Here is a 20895-nt window from a genome sequence, read left to right as displayed (position 1 = left end):
ATTTATTTTTTACCGTAATATTCATCATTTAAAAGATTAGAATCGATAACGGTGGCTTGCTCTTTTACTTTATTAGATTTGACTTTAGATCCACCAAAATAAAAATTGACACCTAAAGCTATTCTAAAAAACGTATCGTCAGAATCACCAGCTTCAAGTCCGTCAAGTTCATCACTAAGAACGTAGTTATAATCTGCGTATAATTTAACTCCTATTTTTTCTGTAGCGATATATTCAATGCCAGCACCTCCTTGAAATTTGCTAGCCGTATCTTTAAAATGATTTGAAGCATTTAAACCTGCGCCTGCAAACACATATGGTGAAAACCTGTTATGTGGCAGAATGGTTGCTTCTAGGTTAATATCAAATGACATAAAACCTTCGTTATAAATATCGATATATGCTAAATTAAATTTATGATATCCAACATCTACACCAAAGTGAGGAGTAAAATATCGCTTGTAACCTAAATGGCTATAGATTTCAAACATAGGGTCAATGAAATCTCCGTTTATTACTGATGTACCTAGAGCCACATCTACGACATTAGTCCCACGTAAGTCGTAAAATTCAGTTTTATAAGTGTTCTTAACTTTAACTTCGCTTTGTTCTTGTGAGGATTCTTCTTGAGCAAATACAGTTGCTGACATTAGCATCACTAAAAGAATGGCTAATGCTTTTGAATATAATGGTCGTGCTATCATCAATTTTATATTAATTAAACTTGTTAACTAATAACAAAAGAGAATTGAGGTTCACAACTTATGGGACAATTGTATTGTAATATAAAAAATTAATTGTCAATAGGTTCCATTTAATAATATTTCACCTAAAACAAAAAAAGACAAACGAGATTTATAATCCGTTTGTCTTTCTAGTCAAAAGAATTTATCTAAAGACTGTTCCTTTTGTAACTGAAAAATGTTTACGATTCTGCTTGTAAACGTAATTCTGTCTTAACGACATCATCATGTGTTAGGTTCTCATTGACATCCGTAGAGTCATCTTGAGAGAATAGCAATGTAGCAAACATCAAAGCAGCTACACTAAGTAGTAACTTTTTCATTTTTACAAAAATTGATTAATAGCACTACAAACATAATCAATTATGACAGTGAATATCTAGTGTTAACATATTATTCGATTAGTTGCAAAAATAATGCGTTGAAATACCACTTTTTTCCTACAAATAGGGTCAGTTTACGTACAAAAAAAATAAATTTTAACATAAAAAAACCTGTAAAACTCTCGAAATGGAAGGTTCTACAGGTTGATTTAACAATTACTTTTTTATATCAAAATCAATTCATTCCTATCAGATTTGAATTAATTGTACTTGTTTGATTATTGTCATCAATTTTCTTTGATGAAGACTTAGACGTTTTGGATCCAATATAAAAATTCAGGCCAATGAGTGCATTAAAATACAACTCATTTACTCCTTGCATTAATAAAGATCCATTTTGTTCATCATATACATAGTTTGTTTCAATAGACCCAGTAATTGCTATACTATTTGTTATTAGGTAATCTAGACCTAAACCTCCTTGAACTTTATAATTTTGATCATTAAGATCGTTAGATGTCAAAATTCCTGCTCCTATAAATAGATATGGAGTAAGTTTGTTATTTGGAAACACGTACCATTCAAGATTCAAATCGCCTGAGAGGAATCCTTCAGTTTCAAAACTATAATCTTCTATATCAAACTTTTTTAGATTTCCATTAATATTCAAATTAGGTGTTAGAAATCGCTTATATTGTATTTGAATGAAATTTTCTATTTCAGGAATAATCTTTTTATCATTTAAGAGTGAACTTCCAGCGCCAATCATAATAATATTTTTGGCTCGAATACTAGATTTTGAAAGCGAATCGGTCTTTTCGCCAATTGCAGTTAAATCTTGAGCAAAACTTTGTATTGAAAAGAATACAATTAAGCCGAAAGTCAAAGACTTAAATGTAGTAGGTTTATAATTCATAATCACATTTTAATTTGCGTACGGCAACTGCAGTACACTTGTTGTTATTAGGGATAACTTATAAAATGGATTAATTAATTAAGAGTACAATTAAAATTTATACTATGAACACTAATTGCTAAGATTTACAATTATAGGGGTGTACTCATATTCACAATTGTGGGACAAATAACCGAAATTGTTTATGAACATATATTAAAAATTCGACTAGTGGTCAATAAACTAGACAAGTAGTTGTTTTCTGTCAAAACTACTTTGTAAATAACAACTCTCGGTATTTAGTTAATGGCCAAAGTTCGTCGTCTACCATTAATTCTAATTTATCACAATGATATCTGATATCTTCGAAAAGCGGCTTTACAGTATTACAATAGACACTAGCTTTGTTTTCAATATTATTAATAGTATTGGCTTGTTTACGCTCTTCGATCATCTTTGTAACATTAGAATTAATACCTTCAATATGATTAGAAATTTGTTCAATTAGATTCAATTGTTCTTTGGCTAATTTCTTAAACGATGTCCCATAAATTTCTTTTAAGCCTTTAACATTATCTATTAATATATTTTGATAACGAACAGCAGTAGGGACTACATGATTTCTAGCTATATCTCCTAAAACACGACTTTCTATTTGAATTCTTAATACATATTCTTCAACTTCAATTTCATAGCGCGCTTCAACTTCCACTTTATTCATGACTTTCATCTCTTCAAAAAGACAGATTGCTTTTTTAGACACTTTGGCTTTTAATGCTTCAGGTGTGGTTTTATTATTACTTAAACCACGTTTCTTTGCTTCTTTCTCCCAAGCTTCTCCATAACCATTACCCTCAAAAAGAATATGTTTAGACTTCTTTATATACTCTCTTAAGATGTTAAAAATAGCATCATCTTTCTTCATATCTTTTTTTGAAATCAATGCATCAACTTCTACTTTAAAATCGGTCAATTGTTTAGCAACAATGGTATTTAGAACTGTCATTGGGTTGGCACAATTTGCAGTAGAACCTACGGCTCTAAACTCAAACTTATTTCCTGTAAAGGCAAATGGAGATGTTCGATTTCTATCTGTGTTATCTAACAAAACATCAGGTATTTTACCTACTACATTTAATTTTAAATCTGTTTTTTCCTGAGGTGATAATTTTCCATTTGTCACATTTTCTAATTCATTTAAAGTATGGGTTAATTGTTCACCAATGAACACTGAAATAATTGCAGGAGGCGCTTCATTTGCACCCAAGCGATGGTCATTACTTGCTGATGCTATAGCTGCTCTTAGCAGCTCTTCGTTGTCGTAAACCGCTTTAATTGTGTTTATAAAAAAAGTTAAAAACTGAAGATTACTCATTGGTGTTTTCCCTGGACTTAATAAGTTTACTCCAGTATCGGTACTTAAACTCCAGTTATTATGTTTACCTGAACCATTAACTCCTGCAAAAGGTTTCTCATGAAATAAAACTTTAAAGTTGTGGCGTTCAGCAACTTTGTCCATCACGTCCATAAGAAGTGAGTTATGATCAACAGCTAAATTTGCTTCTTCATAGATTGGAGCTAACTCAAACTGATTTGGAGCCACTTCATTATGTCTTGTTTTTACTGGAATTCCTAGTAACATGCATTCCGTTTCTAAATCACGCATATAAGCCATTGCTCTATTAGGTATGGTTCCAAAATAATGATCATCTAACTGTTGACCTTTTGCAGGCGAATGTCCTAGAAGTGTTCTACCAGTCAATGTAATATCTGGCCTAGACATGGCTAAACCACTATCTATTAAAAAATACTCTTGTTCCCAGCCTAAAGAAGCATTAACTTTTTTGACATTCTTATCAAAATATTTACACACTGAAACAGCAGCATTATCTACTGATTGAAGTGCTCTGAGTAATGGCGTTTTATAATCTAAGGCCTCTCCTGTATAAGACACAAAAACAGTTGGAATACATAAGGTCGTTCCGTAGACAAATGCTGGAGAGGTTGGATCCCAAGCAGTATAACCTCTTGCTTCAAAAGTGTTTCTAATACCTCCATTAGGAAAACTTGAAGCATCTGGTTCCTGCTGAACAAGTTGTCCGCCACCGAATTTTTCAATTGCCAATCCATTCCCTATGGTTTCAAAAAAAGCATCATGCTTTTCAGCTGTTGCTCCAGTTAGTGGCTGAAACCAATGCGTATAATGTGTCACGCCTTTAGAAATTGCCCATTCTTTCATACCAGTTGATATATGATCTGCAACAGTTCGATCTATTTTAGCACCTTTTTTTACAGCATCAATAACACTATCATAAGCCTCCTTAGTTAAATATTGTCGCATGACAGATTCACTAAACACATTAGAACCAAAAATTTCTGAGCGTCTCACATGCTCATCAACGTTAACTGGTTTATGGTTAAAAACTTCTTTTAATGCATGAAATCTTAAAGTAGACATAATAATAGATATTAAATTATAGGGCAAAAATAACAATTTTTTAAATTTTAAATAATTAACCCCTAAAAAAAATAGGGTTTAAACAGCTGTTAATAACATTTTAACTAAAAAGACCCCTATTTTTTTTGAACAACTAATAAAAATTATAATATTTGTGCTTTCAATTTTATAAAAAATCAATTATCATGAGTAAATCGAAATTAGAATACATTTGGTTAGATGGACACAAACCAACTCAAAACATGAGAAGCAAGACTAAAGTTGTAGATGATTTTAGTGGCAAATTAGAGGATTGCGATATTTGGTCTTTTGATGGTTCTTCTACAGAACAAGCATCTGGTGGTGCCTCAGACTGTTTATTAAAACCTGTAGCCATTTATCCAGATCCTGTTAGAAAAAACGGTTTTCTAATAATGGCTGAAGTTTTAAAAGCAGATGGCACTCCACACGAGTCAAATGCTAGAGCAGCTATTGAAGACGAGGATAATGATTTCTGGTTTGGTTTTGAACAAGAGTACTTTTTAATGGATTCTAAAACAGATTTACCATTAGGATTTCCAAGAGGTGGTTTTCCTGGCCCACAAGGTAAATACTATTGTTCTGTTGGAGGACGATATACCTGGGGAAGAGATCTTGTTGAAGAACATGCAGATTTATGTATTGAAGCTGGATTAAATTTTGAAGGTATTAATCAAGAAGTTGCTCCTGGACAATGGGAATTTCAATTATTTGCAAAAGGCGCAAAAAAAGCAGGAGACGAAATTTGGATTGCTAGATATTTACTAGATCGATTAACTGAAAAACATAACTACTATATTGAATATCATCCTAAACCTATTAAAGGGGACTGGAATGGCTCTGGTATGCACGCTAATTTCTCTAACACGACTTTAAGAACTTGTGGTTCTCAAGAAGTATATGAAAAAATATGCGAAGCGTTCAGACCCGTTACCGACGAACATATGGATGTTTATGGTGAGTTTAATGATGAGCGTTTAACAGGTTTACACGAAACTGCACATGTTTCAGATTTCTCATATGGTGTTTCAGATAGAGGCGCTTCAATTCGAATTCCAATTATCACAGTTGAGAAAGGATGGAAAGGATGGTTGGAAGATCGTCGTCCGGCTTCAAACGGAGATCCATACAAAATTGCTGGACGAATTATTAAGACTGTGAAATCAGCTAATATTAGTTAGATTAAAACTATATATCACTTTTAAAAACGTCTTCTTTAATTCAAGAAGGCGTTTTTTTTATTTAAGAAGTAAAGGCGAAAAAGATAAAAAGCCCATAACTCACAACTAACAACAAACCCTTATATCTTGAAATATTAAGTCGTTTTGGAATAAATATTAAAGGAATCAATACAGCTGCAAAAGCCAGCATCCAATAAATATCACGAGTTAAAATTGAAGCATCTGTAACTTCAATCGTTTTTACAAGAGATGTTAAACCCAATACTGAACCAATATTAAAAATATTTGACCCTATTAAATTACCTAGTGACAAAGCTTTCTCCTTTTTAACTGCAGCAATCACTGATGCTGCTAGCTCTGGAACACTTGTACCTATTGCAATAACAGTTGCAGCAATTACAGCATCACTAACACCAAGAGCAGTTGCTAATTCTTTAGCTCCATCTACCAACCATACTGATCCAAAATACAAGGCAGTTGCACCAATTAGTAACCAAATACTAATTTTAAAATTTGAAACTATTGCAAGATTATCATCGACCTCTTCTACTACTTTTTCTTTTTTGGCTGCTTTCAACAGAATAACTAAAAACAAAATGAGAGCTGAAAATAAAACACCTCCTTCAATACGTGAAAGCTGATTATCGTTATTCAGAAAATAATACAACACTATTGAAAACAACATCATCGCTGGCCAATTCAGTTTGTAAAAACTCTTATCTACAGCAATAGAACTCACCAAAGCAGTTATTCCTAAAACCAAACCAATATTAGCTATGTTTGAACCGATAACATTATTAATAGCTATTGCTGGTGATCCAGTTAAAGCCGCATTTAAACTCACTAAAAGTTCTGGAGCAGATGTTGCAAAACTAACAACCGTCATTCCAATTACCATTTTGGAAATATTTAATTTAAATGATAATGCCACAGAGGAACGCACTAAAAACTCTCCTCCTACAACTAAAAGCAACAATCCTAAGATGATCCAAACTAAACTCATGTAATCCAATTTTTTGCGAAGATACTACTTCATCTGATTAATAATAAACTCATCCATGAAAACTTAAATTTTAGTTAAATAACTAATTTAATAGTTGTATAACTATAAAAATAGTTATAGATTTGTTCACATAAAATTAAAATTACTGATTGTGCAAAAACTAACAAATAAAGAAGAAGAAATCATGCACATCTTATGGAAGTTGGAAAAAGCTTTTGTAAAAGATGTCTTAGCAGAAATCGAACAAGACAAGCCACATTACAATACCCTCTCTACCATTATTAGAAATCTAGAAGACAAAGGTTATGTGAGTTATCATGCCTATGGAAAAACCCATCAATATTTTCCTGTAGTAAGTAAAGAAATTTATAAAAAGCGTTTTATGAATACTGCCATCGAGAGTTATTTCAATAACTCTTATAAAAATGTAGTTTCATTTTTTGCGAAAGAAGAAAAAATTAGCGTCGATGAATTAAAAGACATTATCGCCTTAATTGAAAACAAAAAATAATCATGGAATATCTTTTAAAATCATCAGCTGTTATTCTTCTATTTTATTTATGTTTTTATCTTTTTTTGAAGAAAGAAACATTTTTTCAACATAACAGAGGGTTTTTATTGACAGGCATAATAATCGCATTAGTTTTTCCTTTGATTGTCATTCCTGTCTATATACCCATTGAAACTACTCCAATTGTATTACCAAAAATTGAACAAATTAATTCAAATATGTTGCAAGTAGTTGAGCAGTCATCTGTTTCTAAATTTGAATGGAGTAGCCTTTTACCCATTATTTACACTATTGGTTTATTATTATTTTTTATTCAATTCATTTTTCAATTTGGGTCATTAGCATTATTAGTACTTAAAAACCCAAAGAATAAAGATGGTCTATATACTTATGTAACTGTCAACTACAATATTTCACCATTTTCATTTTTTAAGTGGATTGTATATAACCCTGAAAACTATCAAAATGAGGAATTAGAATTAATTCTTACGCACGAAAAAGTACATGCTAGCCAACTACACTCAATTGATATCCTAATAACTCAATTAGCCTGTGTGATTTTTTGGTTCAATCCGTTAATATGGTTATACCGAAAAGCTATAAGACAAAATTTAGAATATATAGCAGATTTTAAAACTCAGTCAGCTTCAAATAAAGATAGAACATATCAGCATTTATTGCTAAAAACTAGTATAACAAATCATCAAATTCCTTTATCAAATAATTTTTACAATTCATTAATCAAAGAACGAATCATTATGTTAAAAAAATCAAGATCAAACAAAAGAAAACAATGGCGTTACTTATTTATTCTTCCGATGCTAGCTGTTTTACTAATGAGTGTGAACACTAAAGAAATATTCATAGAAAAAGAAGTAGTTTCTGAAACCAGTAAAAATATATTAGGCCTTTTTAATGGTAATGATTCTGAAGTGATAGAAATTATTATTACTAAAAACACAAGTGATGATGATTTACAAAACATAGAAAAAGAGCTAAAAAGCAAAGGAATTACATTTGACTACAGTGGTGTCAAACGAAACTCTGATGGTGAAATTATTAGTATCAGTACTGAATTTAAAAATTCAGAAAACTCTTCTAATTATAATATTTCTGGTAAAGAAGGCATCAAATCATTTCGCTTTAATAGTAGTAATGATAGCTTTGGTGTTGGCACCATAGACAAAAAAACTTTTGTTTTCACTTCAGAAGGCAAAAACGTAAAAGCTCAATCTACAAATAGTGCAGATAAAATAATCATCATTGAAGAAAATGATAGCAATAACGGTTCTGGAACAAATGTGAAAGTTTGGAAAAGCAAAGACACGATTTACACTACAAAAAATAATAATAGATTTACATTTTCAAGTGATGACGATGATAATGAAGAGCCCATATTTATAATTGACGGCAAAAAAGTTAAGAAATCTATATTTGAAAACGTAGACTCTGACGATATCGAATCTGTATTTATATTGAAAGATAATAATGCTACAAAAAAATATGGTGAAGATGGTAAAAACGGTGTCATCGTTATGACCAAAAAAGGATCAAAAAACTCATCTTCTGAAGATCATGTTATTATTAAATCCTCTAATAATTTTACAATCAAAACAGATGGTGACGATCCACTGGTTATTTTAAACGGAAAAATTGTAGGTCAAAATGACATGAAAGATATTAATCCTGATGATATCCTAAGCGTTGATGTTTTAAAAGACAAGAGTGTCACAAAACGTTATGGCAAAGAAGGTGAAAATGGAGTCATTATAATTAGAACAAAAAAGAATAATTCTGTAAAAAGTGAACTCCTTAAGAAAGGCAACTATTTATACATAATGGATGGTAAAGAAATTTCTAAATCGGATTTAGAAAAAATATATTCAAAAGAAACTGTATCAAGTTTAACAGTTTTGGATAAAAAAGAGGCTATTGAAAAATATGGACAGAAAGGAAAAAATGGTGTTGTGATTGTAACTAGCAAAAACAACAAAAACTACAATACAGAAACCTTAATTGATTCTGATGTCATTATATATGAAAGTGAACAAAAAGGACCATGGAAAATTGAAAGTGCAGTATCTTCAGTTTATGTAATAGATGATGATGGTGATATTAATGCCATTGAATTTGTTATCACTAAAAGCTCATCAGATGCGTTTTTAGACAAACAGAAAAAAGACCTTAAAGCACAAGGGATTGATGGTAAAAGATCAAAAGGTAAGCGTAATAAAGCGGGAGAAATTACTTGCATTAAAATTACTTTAGATGATAACAACGGACGAAAATCTAGTGCGAGCTGGAAAGAAAAAAGCGAAGCGATTCCTGATATCGTAATGGGTAAATCTAGAGACGACAAGCTTTTTGTTAGAGCTATTGGAAACTAAAACTTATAAAAAACCCCAAATTTAAATTTGGGATTTTTTATTTAATTGATAATTATCTTTTTAATCAGCTCTTGATTACTTGAATATAGTTTTAACAAGTAAATGCCACTAGATAATTCTAGATCTACGTAAGAATCATTTTGTAAACTAAAATATTTCAGCATTCGACCATCAATAGAAAACACTTCTATTTTAGTTTCACTTTTAAGACCTTTAATAAACATTCTATTTGAAGTAGGATTAGGAAACACCTTTATCGATTCAGCATCAAACTGAGACACACTTAAAGGCTGCATCCAAGTTTCTCCAATTTCTGTACCCCAAATATACTCGACCAAATCTGGCTGATCTATAAATGGGTTACGATTAAATTGCCATGTATAAACGACATTATTTCGGTTCATTTCATAGTCATCTGGAGGGTCATTTCGGTGCCAATCTAGCAACGTAGCTAAATCTCCTAAAGGTTCATTATTAGTCATTGGATATCCATTTACAACTTGAAGTCCGTTAAATCGTATTTCCATATATAATACACTTCTTGCCACATCACCACGAAAACTTTCTCCTATTCTCAATGGATCTCCAGACGAAGCATCTGAACCATCATAACCACCCAAATTTGGATCACCATAATGTTTATTATTTCGAGTACTATTTTCTGGTCCATCAACAGCTCTTAGCGCATGTGCATCAGAATTACCATGGCGAAGTGAATCTGCTGTTGTATTCCAAAAGATATCTCTTCCGTCTGCAATATCATCTTCATCAATATCGAAAAAACCACCACGTGAACGCGGATATGTATGTTCTCTATTCCACTTTTCAAAATTATTTGAAGTAGTTTGAAAATCTAATTTAGGACGCGCTTGCTCTGTATACGCTAACCAAACTTGATTACTATTTTCGGGATTTTGATCTGCTTCTTTCAGAATATCAATAACATCAGCATAAGTTTGTGCTCTCACAACACCTTCTTCAGCAATAATATCTTGTAAGGCTTGTCGAAGTTGAGTATCTGCTAAACCATCTAAACTATCATAATAACCATTAGGTTGTGTACTACTTACGTCTCCAAAAGTCGGATTTAAAGGTGTACCAAAATTAGCAGTTGTAAAGTCATTATCGATAATTCTAATCTCAATATTATCATTTAGCTGAACGTATGCCACTGGCAAGCTTTCAAAACGAATTCTAGTAACCTCATCACCTTCATCATCAGCATCATCAACAAGTGAAATTGTTGTTGAAGCCATATTCTGTCCATTAGGAATTGTAATTGAAGTATTTCCTGTATAATCTGAAGTATTAAATCCGAAATTATTTAGCAGAATATTAAAATTTAAATCTTCTGTTAAGGTTTCTTCTGCAGTGAATGTAATATCAAAACTTTCATTTTCATTATACTGAGATTGCGCAACACTAATTGTAATACCATTGAAAATGACTCCACTTCCATCGTTCAACTGTCTTGGTGTAGGAGTTGTAGACATATAAGAAACACTTCCTGACATATCTTCGAAACGCTGAATAGAATTAGTATTGTTACTAGAACCCTCATTAATTTGTTCTATATCTAGAAAATTAGGGTGGTCATTAAAAATATCGATTAAATCTAAATCATCACTATCTGAAGTATCATAAATTAGCACATCGATAAGATTATCTATAGTTGCAACAGTTTCTTCTGGGAAATCAAAATCATTAGCTTGATAAATGGCAACAGCATCTGCTCCGTTTTGGATTACATTTTCAGAAATCAATAATTGAGGTACTGGAGACACCGAATTACTACCAATCAATAGAATTCCATTAACATCTGTAACAAATCCATCTAGATCAATAGTGAAATAGCTAGAATTCATACCAGAAGTAGATCCATTAAAAAACACAAGCACATAACCATCAAGAGAAAAGTTAGGAGTTTCAGAAAGTAATTCTACAAATTCCATATTGTCGGTTCCAGGCGTATCACAATCAAGTTCATTAATGACAACCTGAGAAAATAATGAATTTGCAATTAATGCAAAGAAAACAAGAAGTAAAGAAGATTTCATTTTAAGAGTCTATTTTACGCAAATGTAACACCTAATTAAGTATAATCGATTTTCAAGATTATTAAATAACTAATTTTAACATAAAAACGACAAAATTCACCCCTTTTTAAAAAGAGTAGATTTCAAATTTTGAAGAATTCACGAAGATGAAAATGCAAAAAACTGTAATTATTATAACAAAACCTCCCTTGGTTTAAAAAAAACCTCTCAAAAACCCCCTTAAACTATTACAATTTATAACAAATAAAAATATTATAGTTATAAATAAAAACTTTTATCAAGACAGTCACATAAATATTGAAACTTATTTCGTCTTTTTAGTTATGGTATTATATTCAATTTCATGAATTTAGCTAAAAACATTTGGTGATCGGATTTCCAAGGTTATATATTGAAAACTCAAACGAAAAAATAATCAAATAATTAACCTTAAAAAATCAAAACATTATGATGACATTAGCGAAACTGATAATCGACTTAATCTTTTCTATTTAATAATAAAAAGATTAATTGCAATCAATCAAGAATCAATCAACCAATAATGTAAAACTTAGTCTAGAATAAGTTTTACATTTTCTCTTTTAATACCCATTTGGTAGCAAATTTCAAAAGCTGTATTTTTAAGAATCAAAATATAAAATCCTGATGAAGAAAAAGGTTTTTAGAACACTGGCTAAAATCAACAAAGCAGTCTTACCTAGCTATACGAAACGTAAGCTTGATTTAAGCAAAGCTAGTAAACTACAATTAATAATTATTGGCTGGAGAGTTTATGTCACCAAAAATGCCTTAGAATAGCACAAAACAACCTGATGTTCTTCTTTTTTAGTCACAGTAATTAAATAATTTCATTTGTGTTAAACGATCAACAATCATTTGTATAACATAAAAAAACTCCAATACTCTGAAAGTATTGAAGTTTAAATTATTAAAAAAAATTATTCTTTTATCGTTTGATAAATTGTTGTGTGAACACTTTTCCATCAGATTCTAAACGTAAGAAGTAACTACCTTGACTTAAGTTTGAAACGTCAATTGAATGTGATTCTAACTTTAGATTCATCATACGCTTACCATCAATACTGAAAATCGTTGCAATTTTTCCAACTAAGCTAACAGGACTTTCAATATTAATTACTTTTCCAACTGGATTAGGATGAATAAGAATGTTTTCTAGAGTTTCATCTTCTATACTTAATGTTTGTCCTTCAATAATTTCATGATGTGTGTTGATTCCAGGATTTAAAACATTATCTACAATTCCTGATGGCCAATAAATAATAATATTAGTAATGGCAGTATCAGTTCCAATTCCAAAATGCGCATTTAGCGTACTCATAAAACGAAACCCTTCTCCACTTCGTACGTCACGAATTTGAATACCTGAGGCAGTATGTACTTCTACTCTTGCTCCAATTCCATTTATATTACTTTGAACACCAGTGGTAGTAATTTTAACCCAATTATTTGTTGTTGTATCATTTGTGTATAGTGTTCCTCCAGAAATAACATCAATAAATCCATCATCATTCAAATCTCCAAAAGAACCATTGTTCCCTGCTAAAATATTATCGTAGAGTGTGAATGTCATGTCTCCATTTCCAAACAAAATATTTCCATGAGATGCAATATCTAAATTCCCATCATTATCAAAATCATAAGTACAGTTTTCAATTCCAGTTGATGTTAAATCTAAAACTCCTGATGTACCAGTAACTTCAACAAAAACACCATTCCCATCGTTTCTTAATAATTTAGATGTACCAGAACTAGCGCCAATATAGGCATCCATGTCACCATCATTATCATAATCTCCCCAAGCCGAAGACCAAGTTTGCATACCATCATCTAGTCCTTGTGCAGGAGCGGTATCTGTATAAGTCCCGTCACCATTATTAGTAAACAATTGATTGATTGGTCCTCCACCACATTTTGCAATAAACATATCAATATCACGATCGTTATCATAATCGATCCAAACAGAACCGTAGTTTCCTCTAACAAGCCCTAGATCACCTTGACCATATGATAAATTTCCATTACCATCATTTATATAGTACACATTAGCATCAACATCATGACACACAAAAGCATCCAAATGTCCATCATTATTAATGTCAGCAAAGTTTGAACGTTGGGAAAACACATATTCTGGACCTGAGGCTTGGGTAAATCCTGTTCCTGTTGCATTAGCTTTCATAAAGGTAACACCGCTTCCGCCACCATATAATAAATCTGTAAAACCATTCCTATCAAAATCGGCTGCTGCCAAACTCCAAGAAGGTGAATTTGCTGCATTAGATGTTGCTATGTTAGTTCCTGTAGGACTTAAACCACCACCAGGTTGCTGATAAAATATATTAACATTGGTATTACCAATAGAAACAACATCATCTAAGAAGTCACCATTCATATCTACTGCTGCTCTTTGCGTACCAATAACTCCAACTCCTGATGTTGTAAATGTTACAGGTGCAGGTGGCGCTAATGTCGCGAATGTATGAGGTCCACCCCAAAGACTAGAATCCATTCCACAAATTGCGCGAACATACACTTCATAGATTCTTCCTGCTTCCAAAGTAGTTATATTAGCACTTGGCATATTTACAGTTGTTCCAGATCCTGTAGGAGTTCCTGTTCCTGCCAATTGCACAATATATTCCCAAGTGTTTTCTCCACTGTTTGGAGTCCAAGAGACAGTTGTTGACGTTTGTGTTATGGCTGATGCTACAATACTTGAAGGTGCAATACAAAAAGTCCCACAAGTTTCTACACGTACATAATCAATAGACATATCTCCTGCAAAACCAACTCCTGTTCCTGTATGACTAAATTCGATATATATTATTTGTCCCAAATACGCATCTAAATTGACACCTACAGGAACCCATCCTTCATTTTCACTTGTTTGTAATTCTCCAGTATGCGAAAACAATGTTGTAAATGGTCCACTTGCAGAGGCTCCAACGTTCACGTTAAGAGTTCCCATATCATCTCCATAAGCATGCATATAAAATGACAATTCAGCACCATCTGTAGCTGTTGACAAATCTATTGCTGGACTAACAGCTGAAGCAGTTGCGGCAGTATCTCCAGACGCTTCATAATTCATAAAATTAGAACCACTAAATGCATTTTCTGGACCAGTTTGAGCAGACCCAGAATCGTTAGGGATTTCCCAAGTACCATCTCCATTGTTTAAATTTCCTGTCCAACCATTAGCAGAGTCAAACTCTTCTGTAAATATAAATGTTGAAGAATCAGAACCGCAATTCACACCAACAGGTCCATCTGGCGGACAATTACTTTGCATTACAGAACCACTATTTACTGAGCAATTTAAATCTTGGTCATTTTGGATATTGATGACTACATCAGTAGCGTTTGTAAAGGGGCCAAACTGAAGATTTCCAGCTGCAGTTAAGGATTGTGTTGGACTAGATTGATTATCTGAAACTGTTAGGGAAGTTGCAGACCCAATATCTGAAACATTAACATCTACGAAAAACCCACCACTAACATCACAATCATTCACTACCGCATAAGTTGCGACTGGATTTGAACAGGTTGCACAAGTTACATCAAAATCCCATTGAACATAATTATTATTGTCACAGCTGATCACAGTGTCAGAATCTACAGAAATTGTAATCGTATCTCCATTTGATTGAAATGCAAGACCAGTTAGATCTCCATCATTTCCATAACCATTGTATATCTCAGATCCATCCGTATTTAATACAATTAATCTGTCCCAGTTATTTTCAACTTGTCCAGCATTAAAAGCTACTCGTAAATCTGACCCATCGGAACTTGTAAAAACGAAACTTGTTTCGTCATCATTAGTGTAACAATATGTCGTATTTGTCGGACCTACCGCACAATCTACAGTCGTTTGTGCACTTGCAAAAAAGCAGGTTACAAATAAGGCTAATAATAGTGTAATTTTTTTCATAAACTAATTTATTAAATTATGATTTCGAAAGAATTCGTATCATAATGTTGGTTATTATTATTCGCATTCAGTTGTTAATCCTTCAATCCATTCACCGATAAGCACAACGGCTTCCTCGTGGATAATGCTTCTACCTAATAGAGGCATTCTTATTTCTTCAGCTGCAGTATTTAATCTAAAATACATTACTGAACGTTCTTTTAATGATGGTTCTACAATTTTTGTCATTCCGGAAATTGCTGAATCTGGATCAACACAAACACCTAAATTGACTTCGTCTGCTGTTTCACCAAAAGCAAAACGCATTGGTCTGTAATCACAATATGCTAATTCTGTATGACAATGAGCACAATTAACATCAATATATGAACGTACTCTTAAGTCGATTGGTTGTGTTTCATCTTTCCAATTTACGACAGTATTTATTGTAGTAGGTAAATTATCTTCTAAATACCCTTCTGATATTAATCTTTCTAATTGATTTTGAATACCATCAGCATACACATACAAATTATTTAAGTTTTGAGGTTTTAAGCCAATGGGTATAAAATTGTTTTGACTTTTATGACATGTTGCACATTCAACTTCAGATGGGATTCTGTATTCAGCAGTTTTAGCAACACCATTTTCTAGGAAATCTATATTAGTAAACGACCCTTCAAGACTAAAAGTAGCCTCCGTTTGATCATCATTCCAGATGTAATCCGCAAAATACCAATTATCAGATTTCCTTAACATTAAACGTGTTTCAATAATGCGAGTCGTATTATCTGGCTGAACAGTATTGTAATAGAATGTCTTAATAAGAATTGTTCCAACTGGAAAATTTAAAAAAGTATTATCCGCTGTATAAGTAGCCTGAACATCACTAGGCATCCAAACAAAACGTTTCTTTTTTGCGTAGTCTGTAAACAATGTAGAAATTGGTTCGTAAGGTATGACGCCTGACACAGGCTCTTGTGCTTTCATCTCGCCTTCAAAAAAATTATATTCTGAAAGTGTACTGAAAGGAAAAGCATCTATATCTAAAACTACAGAAGAATCAGGAATTGGCACATAATCGTCTTCTTGTGAATCATCACCATCATCAGCACATGAAAATAAGACCGTAAAAAGCACAATTGTACTAATAACTAATCGTAGTTTATTTAATCTTCGTTGGTTTTTGCGAGGGAACAAGAAAAATATTGGTTGTTAAATTAATTATTAGTTTGTTAGTTATAATATATAACAATTAAAATTACTTTTTCCCTACCTTATTAATTGCTTAATTTTTTAGAAAGAAAAAAACTTTTCCTCAAAGTACAAAAAAAAACTATTTCTTAACAAAGCCTGTTATAAAAAAAGACATTCTTAATTATTAGATAACACATCATAATTATATTTTGAAGACTATTGTTTTGTGATTACTTCAAAAAGGAATATATTTGCACCCACAAAAAAAGGCCTCGTGGCGCAACTGAATAGCGCACTTGATTACGGCTCAAGAGGTTACAGGTTTGAATCCTGTCGAGGTCACTAAAAAAAGCAAGCTATAAAGCTTGCTTTTTTTATGCGTCATTTTTTTCTTCCAAGTCTATTATGTACTCATAAAAAACTATTTGTAACATAAATCACAATTCATATCAAAAGCTCTATATATATTTGCACAAATTAAAATCTTATGGAACACCTATTACAACCTTGGCCTTGGTATGTTTCCGGTCCACTAATTGCTTTTATTATGTTTTTCTTACTCTATTTTGGAAAAACATTTGGCATGTCTTCTAACCTAAGAACACTTTGCTCAATAGGAGGTGCAGGAAAAAAAGTAAAGTTTTTTGATTTTAATTGGAAAGCACAACGTTGGAATCTGGTTGTAGTTCTTGGAGCTGTTATTGGTGGTTTTATTGCACACCAGTTTTTATCGGTTCCTACCAATATCGATTTGAATCCTAAAACTATTGAAGAGCTTAGTCAATTTGGTTTTGAAAATGCTGGACAATCTTTACTCCCTTCCGAACTTTATAGTTGGGATGCTGTACTAAGTCTCAAAGGTATTTTGATTCTTACAATTGGTGGTTTTCTTGTCGGTTTTGGTACTAGATATGCAGGAGGCTGTACTTCTGGACACGCCATTACAGGTTTAAGTAGTTTGCAATTACCTTCATTGATAGCTGTGATTGGCTTTTTTATTGGTGGACTTATTATGATTCATTTATTATTTCCTTTAATTTTTGGTTAGTATGAAAACATTGAAATTTTTATTGGTCGGCATTATCTTCGGAATTATTTTAGTCAAATCTGAAGCAGTATCTTGGTATCGCATCTATGAAATGTTCAAATTTGAATCATTTCATATGTATGGTATTATTGGAACCGCAGTTGGTACCGGAATTATTTTGCTTCTTATTGCAAAACAACTAAAATTCAACAATCTTGAAGGCGCACAGATTAGCGTTCCAAAAAAAGACAAAGGCCTTTACAGATACATCATTGGCGGCACTCTTTTCGGATTAGGTTGGGCATTGTCTGGAGCTTGTCCAGGACCGATGTATATACTAGTAGGAACAGGAGCTTTCACAGTACTTATAGTTATTGCTGCTGCTTTAGTAGGCACCTACGTTTATGGTAGTATTAAAGATAAACTTCCACATTAGCAAAACCTGACATATGTCAGACTTAAGAACGGAATACTTCTTATCTTTGTAATCCTAAAGCCCGTTCCCTTAAAGACTAAAAATTTAAATAAATTCTTATGAAAATCGAACAAATTTATACAGGTTGCTTAGCACAAGGTGCTTATTATATAGAATCTAAAGGCGAAGTCGCAATTATTGATCCGCTTAGAGAAACCCAACAATACATAGATAAAGCAAACGCTAATAATTCAAAAATAAAATACATTTTTGAAACTCATTTTCATGCAGATTTTGTTTCTGGTCATGTAGATTTAGCTAAAAAAACTGGAGCAAAAATTGTTTTTGGTCCAGGAGCAGAAACCACATATGATATTCACTCGGCAAGTGACAACGAACTATTTAAGCTAGGTAATATTACAATTAAAGCATTACATACACCTGGGCACACACTAGAATCAACTACGTATTTATTAATTGACGAAAATGGTAAAAATCATGCTATATTTTCTGGCGATACATTATTTTTAGGAGATGTTGGGAGACCAGATTTAGCGATTAAAACAGATTTAACTAAAGAAGACTTAGCTGGTATGTTATTCGATTCTCTTCGCAATAAAATTATGACACTTGCTGATGATGTCATTGTATATCCAGCTCATGGTGCTGGTTCTGCTTGTGGAAAGAATTTAAGCAAAGAAACTGTTGGCTCAATTGGAGATCAAAAGCACACTAATTATGCACTGAGAGCAGACATGACCAAAGCTGAATTTGTTGAAGAAGTTTTGGATGGCATCGCTCCTCCTCCACAATATTTTGCGAAAAATGCTATGATGAATAAAACAGGATATGATAGTTTTGAAACCGTTTTAAAATCTGGAAACTCACCACTAAATCCAGAAGATTTTGAAGCTATGGCTAACCATGAAGAAGCTTTAGTTTTAGATGTCAGACCACAAAGTGAATACATCAAAGCGCACATTCCTAATTCGATTTTCATTGGTTTGAATGGACAATTTGCTCCTTGGGTTGGTGCATTAATCACAGATTTAAAACAACCTATTTTATTGATTGTTCCAGAAGGAAAAGCCAAAGAAGCTGTTACACGTTTATCTCGTGTAGGTTACGATAATACTTTAGGTTATTTAGAAGGTGGTCTAGACGCTTGGATTGCTTCAGGAAAAGATATTGACACCTTAGAATCTATTTCTGCAGAAACATTTGCTAAACGTGTAAAAGAAGGGAATGTGAATATTTTAGATGTCAGAAAGGATGGTGAATATAAAAGTATGCATATAGAAAATGCGCAACACTTAGCTTTAGATTTCATCAATTCTAAAATGAATGAAGTATCCAAAGATAAAACCTATCACATACATTGTGCAGGAGGCTACAGAAGTGTTATTGCTGCTTCAATATTAAAAGCAAGAGGTTTTCATAATTTAGTCGACATTGCTGGTGGTTTTGGAGCTATTAAAAAGACCGACTTACCAACTACAGAGTTTGTTTGCCCATCAACTTTATAAACTATGGAAAGTACATTGAAAATTCAAAACTTAAAATGTGGTGGCTGTGCAAATACTATCATAACTCGCTTAGAAGAGCTGAAAGGAATTTCTAATGTGTTTGTGAATAATGATGCGCATTCAGTTAGTTTTAATTATACTATTGGTCAAGAACTAGAAGACGTGAAATCACTGTTATCTTCTCTTGGATATCCAGCTGAAGGCGCTTCAAATACTTTAACAAAAAAAGCAAAGTCATTTGTGAGTTGTGCAATTGGCAGAATGAATAGTTAAATTATTTCTGCACTTAAACCAGCTTCTAAAAGCATTGAACAACGAGGTTCCAACTCTTTATATTCACCTGTTTTTACTGTACACCTTCCTTTGTAGTGTACAATAATGGAGCATTGTTCAGCCTGTTCGGGAGTATGATCACAAGCATAAATAAGAGTATCAATGACATGGTCGAATGTATTGACATCATCATTGTACAATAAAATTTCGTTAAGAGGTTGCTCAAGCGTATCGACTTGAACGTCTTCTTTTGTTTTTTCTTTGGTATTATATATTTGGTGCATAGCAACGAACTTAAATAAGTTAGCTAGATAAATTTAAAGATTATTTTTCAAATTTTAAAGCAACCCAGTTATTTCTTTCTAAAGTTTCAACGTGATTTAATCCAAATTTATTACACTCATTTTCAATAATTGAAATATCATCATTGTAAAATCCACTCAAAAATAGAACACCCTTTTCTGATAGAGTATCAATATACGTTTTCATATCTTTAAGCAGAATGTTTCTGTTGATGTTTGCAATTACAACATCATAAGTACGTCCTGGAAGCACACTAGCGTCACCTTCTAAAACAGTAATATGTTTAGCATTATTTCGCTCTACATTTTCCAAACTATTTAGATAACACCAGTTATCATAATCAATCGCATCAATTGGTTTTGCCCCTTTCATTTCAGCAAGAATAGCTAATACTCCTGTTCCGCAACCCATATCTAAAACTGACTTATTTTTAAATTCATTTTTTAATATGTGTTGAATCATCATATGGGTTGTTTCATGATGACCTGTACCAAAACTCATTTTGGGTTCGATAATGATATCAAATTTAGTGTTTGGTTTTTCATGAAAAGGAGCACGAACACTAACTAAATTATCAACAATAATAGGATTAAAATTCTTTTCCCATTCTGAATTCCAGTTGGTTTGTTCAATCTCTTCGGAAC

General features: G+C 32.4%; 18 protein-coding genes and 1 tRNA gene. 9 read left to right on the top strand and 10 right to left on the bottom strand.

Annotated elements, in window-relative coordinates:
* Positions 1-2 precede the first annotated feature (2 nt).
* The 4 genes from AB8B90_RS12670 to AB8B90_RS12655 form a co-directional block, all read right to left on the bottom strand.
* The gene (locus AB8B90_RS12670) at positions 3-704 is read right to left on the bottom strand and encodes an outer membrane beta-barrel protein (RefSeq protein WP_405337440.1); all 702 of its coding nucleotides are present in this window, start codon (positions 702-704) and stop codon (positions 3-5) included.
* 221 nt (positions 705-925) lie between these two features.
* Positions 926-1066, bottom strand: coding sequence for a hypothetical protein (locus tag AB8B90_RS12665; RefSeq protein ID WP_405337438.1), 141 nt, complete (start codon positions 1064-1066; stop codon positions 926-928).
* Positions 1067-1301: 235 nt separating this feature from the next.
* Positions 1302-1982, bottom strand: a complete 681-nt coding sequence (locus tag AB8B90_RS12660; RefSeq protein ID WP_405337436.1) for a hypothetical protein — start codon at positions 1980-1982, stop codon at positions 1302-1304.
* Between the two features lie 250 nt (positions 1983-2232).
* On the bottom strand, positions 2233-4419 hold the full coding sequence (locus AB8B90_RS12655; RefSeq protein WP_405337434.1) for a glutamine synthetase III: 2187 nt from the start codon (positions 4417-4419) through the stop codon (positions 2233-2235).
* Positions 4420-4604: 185 nt separating this feature from the next.
* On the opposite strand from AB8B90_RS12655, the gene AB8B90_RS12650 reads away from it, so the two are divergent.
* Positions 4605-5618, top strand: coding sequence for a glutamine synthetase beta-grasp domain-containing protein (locus AB8B90_RS12650; protein WP_405337432.1), 1014 nt, complete (start codon positions 4605-4607; stop codon positions 5616-5618).
* Positions 5619-5679: 61 nt separating this feature from the next.
* Here AB8B90_RS12650 and AB8B90_RS12645 read toward each other — a convergent pair whose 3' ends face one another.
* On the bottom strand, positions 5680-6621 hold the full coding sequence (locus AB8B90_RS12645) for a calcium/sodium antiporter (protein ID WP_405337430.1): 942 nt from the start codon (positions 6619-6621) through the stop codon (positions 5680-5682).
* A gap of 151 nt (positions 6622-6772) precedes the next feature.
* On the opposite strand from AB8B90_RS12645, the gene AB8B90_RS12640 reads away from it, so the two are divergent.
* Together AB8B90_RS12640 and AB8B90_RS12635 are read left to right on the top strand one after the other, a co-directional pair.
* Positions 6773-7132, top strand: a complete 360-nt coding sequence (locus AB8B90_RS12640; protein ID WP_405337428.1) for a BlaI/MecI/CopY family transcriptional regulator — start codon at positions 6773-6775, stop codon at positions 7130-7132.
* A 2-nt stretch (positions 7133-7134) separates the two neighbouring features.
* Positions 7135-9519 (top strand): M56 family metallopeptidase, encoded by a 2385-nt coding sequence (locus AB8B90_RS12635; RefSeq protein WP_405337426.1) that lies wholly within the window; start codon positions 7135-7137, stop codon positions 9517-9519.
* Positions 9520-9560: 41 nt separating this feature from the next.
* Here the strand turns inward: AB8B90_RS12635 and AB8B90_RS12630 are convergent, their stop codons facing one another.
* The gene (locus AB8B90_RS12630; protein WP_405337424.1) at positions 9561-11576 is read right to left on the bottom strand and encodes an endonuclease; all 2016 of its coding nucleotides are present in this window, start codon (positions 11574-11576) and stop codon (positions 9561-9563) included.
* Positions 11577-12221: 645 nt separating this feature from the next.
* On the opposite strand from AB8B90_RS12630, the gene AB8B90_RS12625 reads away from it, so the two are divergent.
* The gene (locus AB8B90_RS12625; RefSeq protein ID WP_405337422.1) at positions 12222-12374 is read left to right on the top strand and encodes an SsrA-binding protein; all 153 of its coding nucleotides are present in this window, start codon (positions 12222-12224) and stop codon (positions 12372-12374) included.
* 148 nt (positions 12375-12522) lie between these two features.
* Here the strand turns inward: AB8B90_RS12625 and AB8B90_RS12620 are convergent, their stop codons facing one another.
* Both AB8B90_RS12620 and AB8B90_RS12615 read right to left on the bottom strand, forming a co-directional pair.
* Positions 12523-15531: an FG-GAP-like repeat-containing protein gene (locus tag AB8B90_RS12620; protein ID WP_405337420.1), complete on the bottom strand. Its 3009-nt coding sequence runs from the start codon at positions 15529-15531 to the stop codon at positions 12523-12525.
* A 57-nt stretch (positions 15532-15588) separates the two neighbouring features.
* The gene (locus tag AB8B90_RS12615) at positions 15589-16710 is read right to left on the bottom strand and encodes a hypothetical protein (protein WP_405337418.1); all 1122 of its coding nucleotides are present in this window, start codon (positions 16708-16710) and stop codon (positions 15589-15591) included.
* Positions 16711-16975: 265 nt separating this feature from the next.
* Here AB8B90_RS12615 and AB8B90_RS12610 point away from each other — a divergent pair.
* The 5 genes from AB8B90_RS12610 (at position 16976) to AB8B90_RS12590 (ending at position 19948) form a co-directional block, all read left to right on the top strand.
* Positions 16976-17049, top strand: a tRNA-Arg gene (locus AB8B90_RS12610).
* A gap of 145 nt (positions 17050-17194) precedes the next feature.
* Positions 17195-17755 carry a YeeE/YedE family protein gene (locus tag AB8B90_RS12605; protein ID WP_405337416.1) on the top strand — a complete coding sequence of 187 codons (561 nt, stop codon included), beginning with the start codon at positions 17195-17197 and terminating at the stop codon, positions 17753-17755.
* Between the two features lies 1 nt (position 17756).
* Positions 17757-18170, top strand: coding sequence for a DUF6691 family protein (locus tag AB8B90_RS12600; protein WP_405337414.1), 414 nt, complete (start codon positions 17757-17759; stop codon positions 18168-18170).
* A 98-nt stretch (positions 18171-18268) separates the two neighbouring features.
* Complete coding sequence (locus tag AB8B90_RS12595) at positions 18269-19675, top strand: rhodanese-like domain-containing protein (RefSeq protein ID WP_405337412.1); 1407 nt, start codon at positions 18269-18271, stop codon at positions 19673-19675.
* A 3-nt stretch (positions 19676-19678) separates the two neighbouring features.
* On the top strand, positions 19679-19948 hold the full coding sequence (locus AB8B90_RS12590; protein WP_405337410.1) for a heavy-metal-associated domain-containing protein: 270 nt from the start codon (positions 19679-19681) through the stop codon (positions 19946-19948).
* On the opposite strand, the gene AB8B90_RS12585 is transcribed toward AB8B90_RS12590, so the two are convergent.
* Positions 19945-20232, bottom strand: a complete 288-nt coding sequence (locus tag AB8B90_RS12585) for an ATP-dependent Clp protease adaptor ClpS (RefSeq protein WP_405337408.1) — start codon at positions 20230-20232, stop codon at positions 19945-19947. The genes AB8B90_RS12590 and AB8B90_RS12585 overlap by 4 nt on opposite strands.
* Before the next feature lie 40 nt (positions 20233-20272).
* Positions 20273-20895, bottom strand: a 623-nt coding sequence (gene prmA, locus AB8B90_RS12580) for a 50S ribosomal protein L11 methyltransferase (protein WP_405337406.1), incomplete at its 5' end; no start/stop codon positions are given.

It is taken from the genome of Psychroserpens sp. (genome assembly GCF_045105015.1).
Taxonomy (GTDB): Bacteria; Bacteroidota; Bacteroidia; order Flavobacteriales; family Flavobacteriaceae; genus Psychroserpens.
The sequence above is the reverse complement of the archived record's forward strand: the minus strand, read 5'-3'. Positions and strand labels throughout refer to the sequence as shown.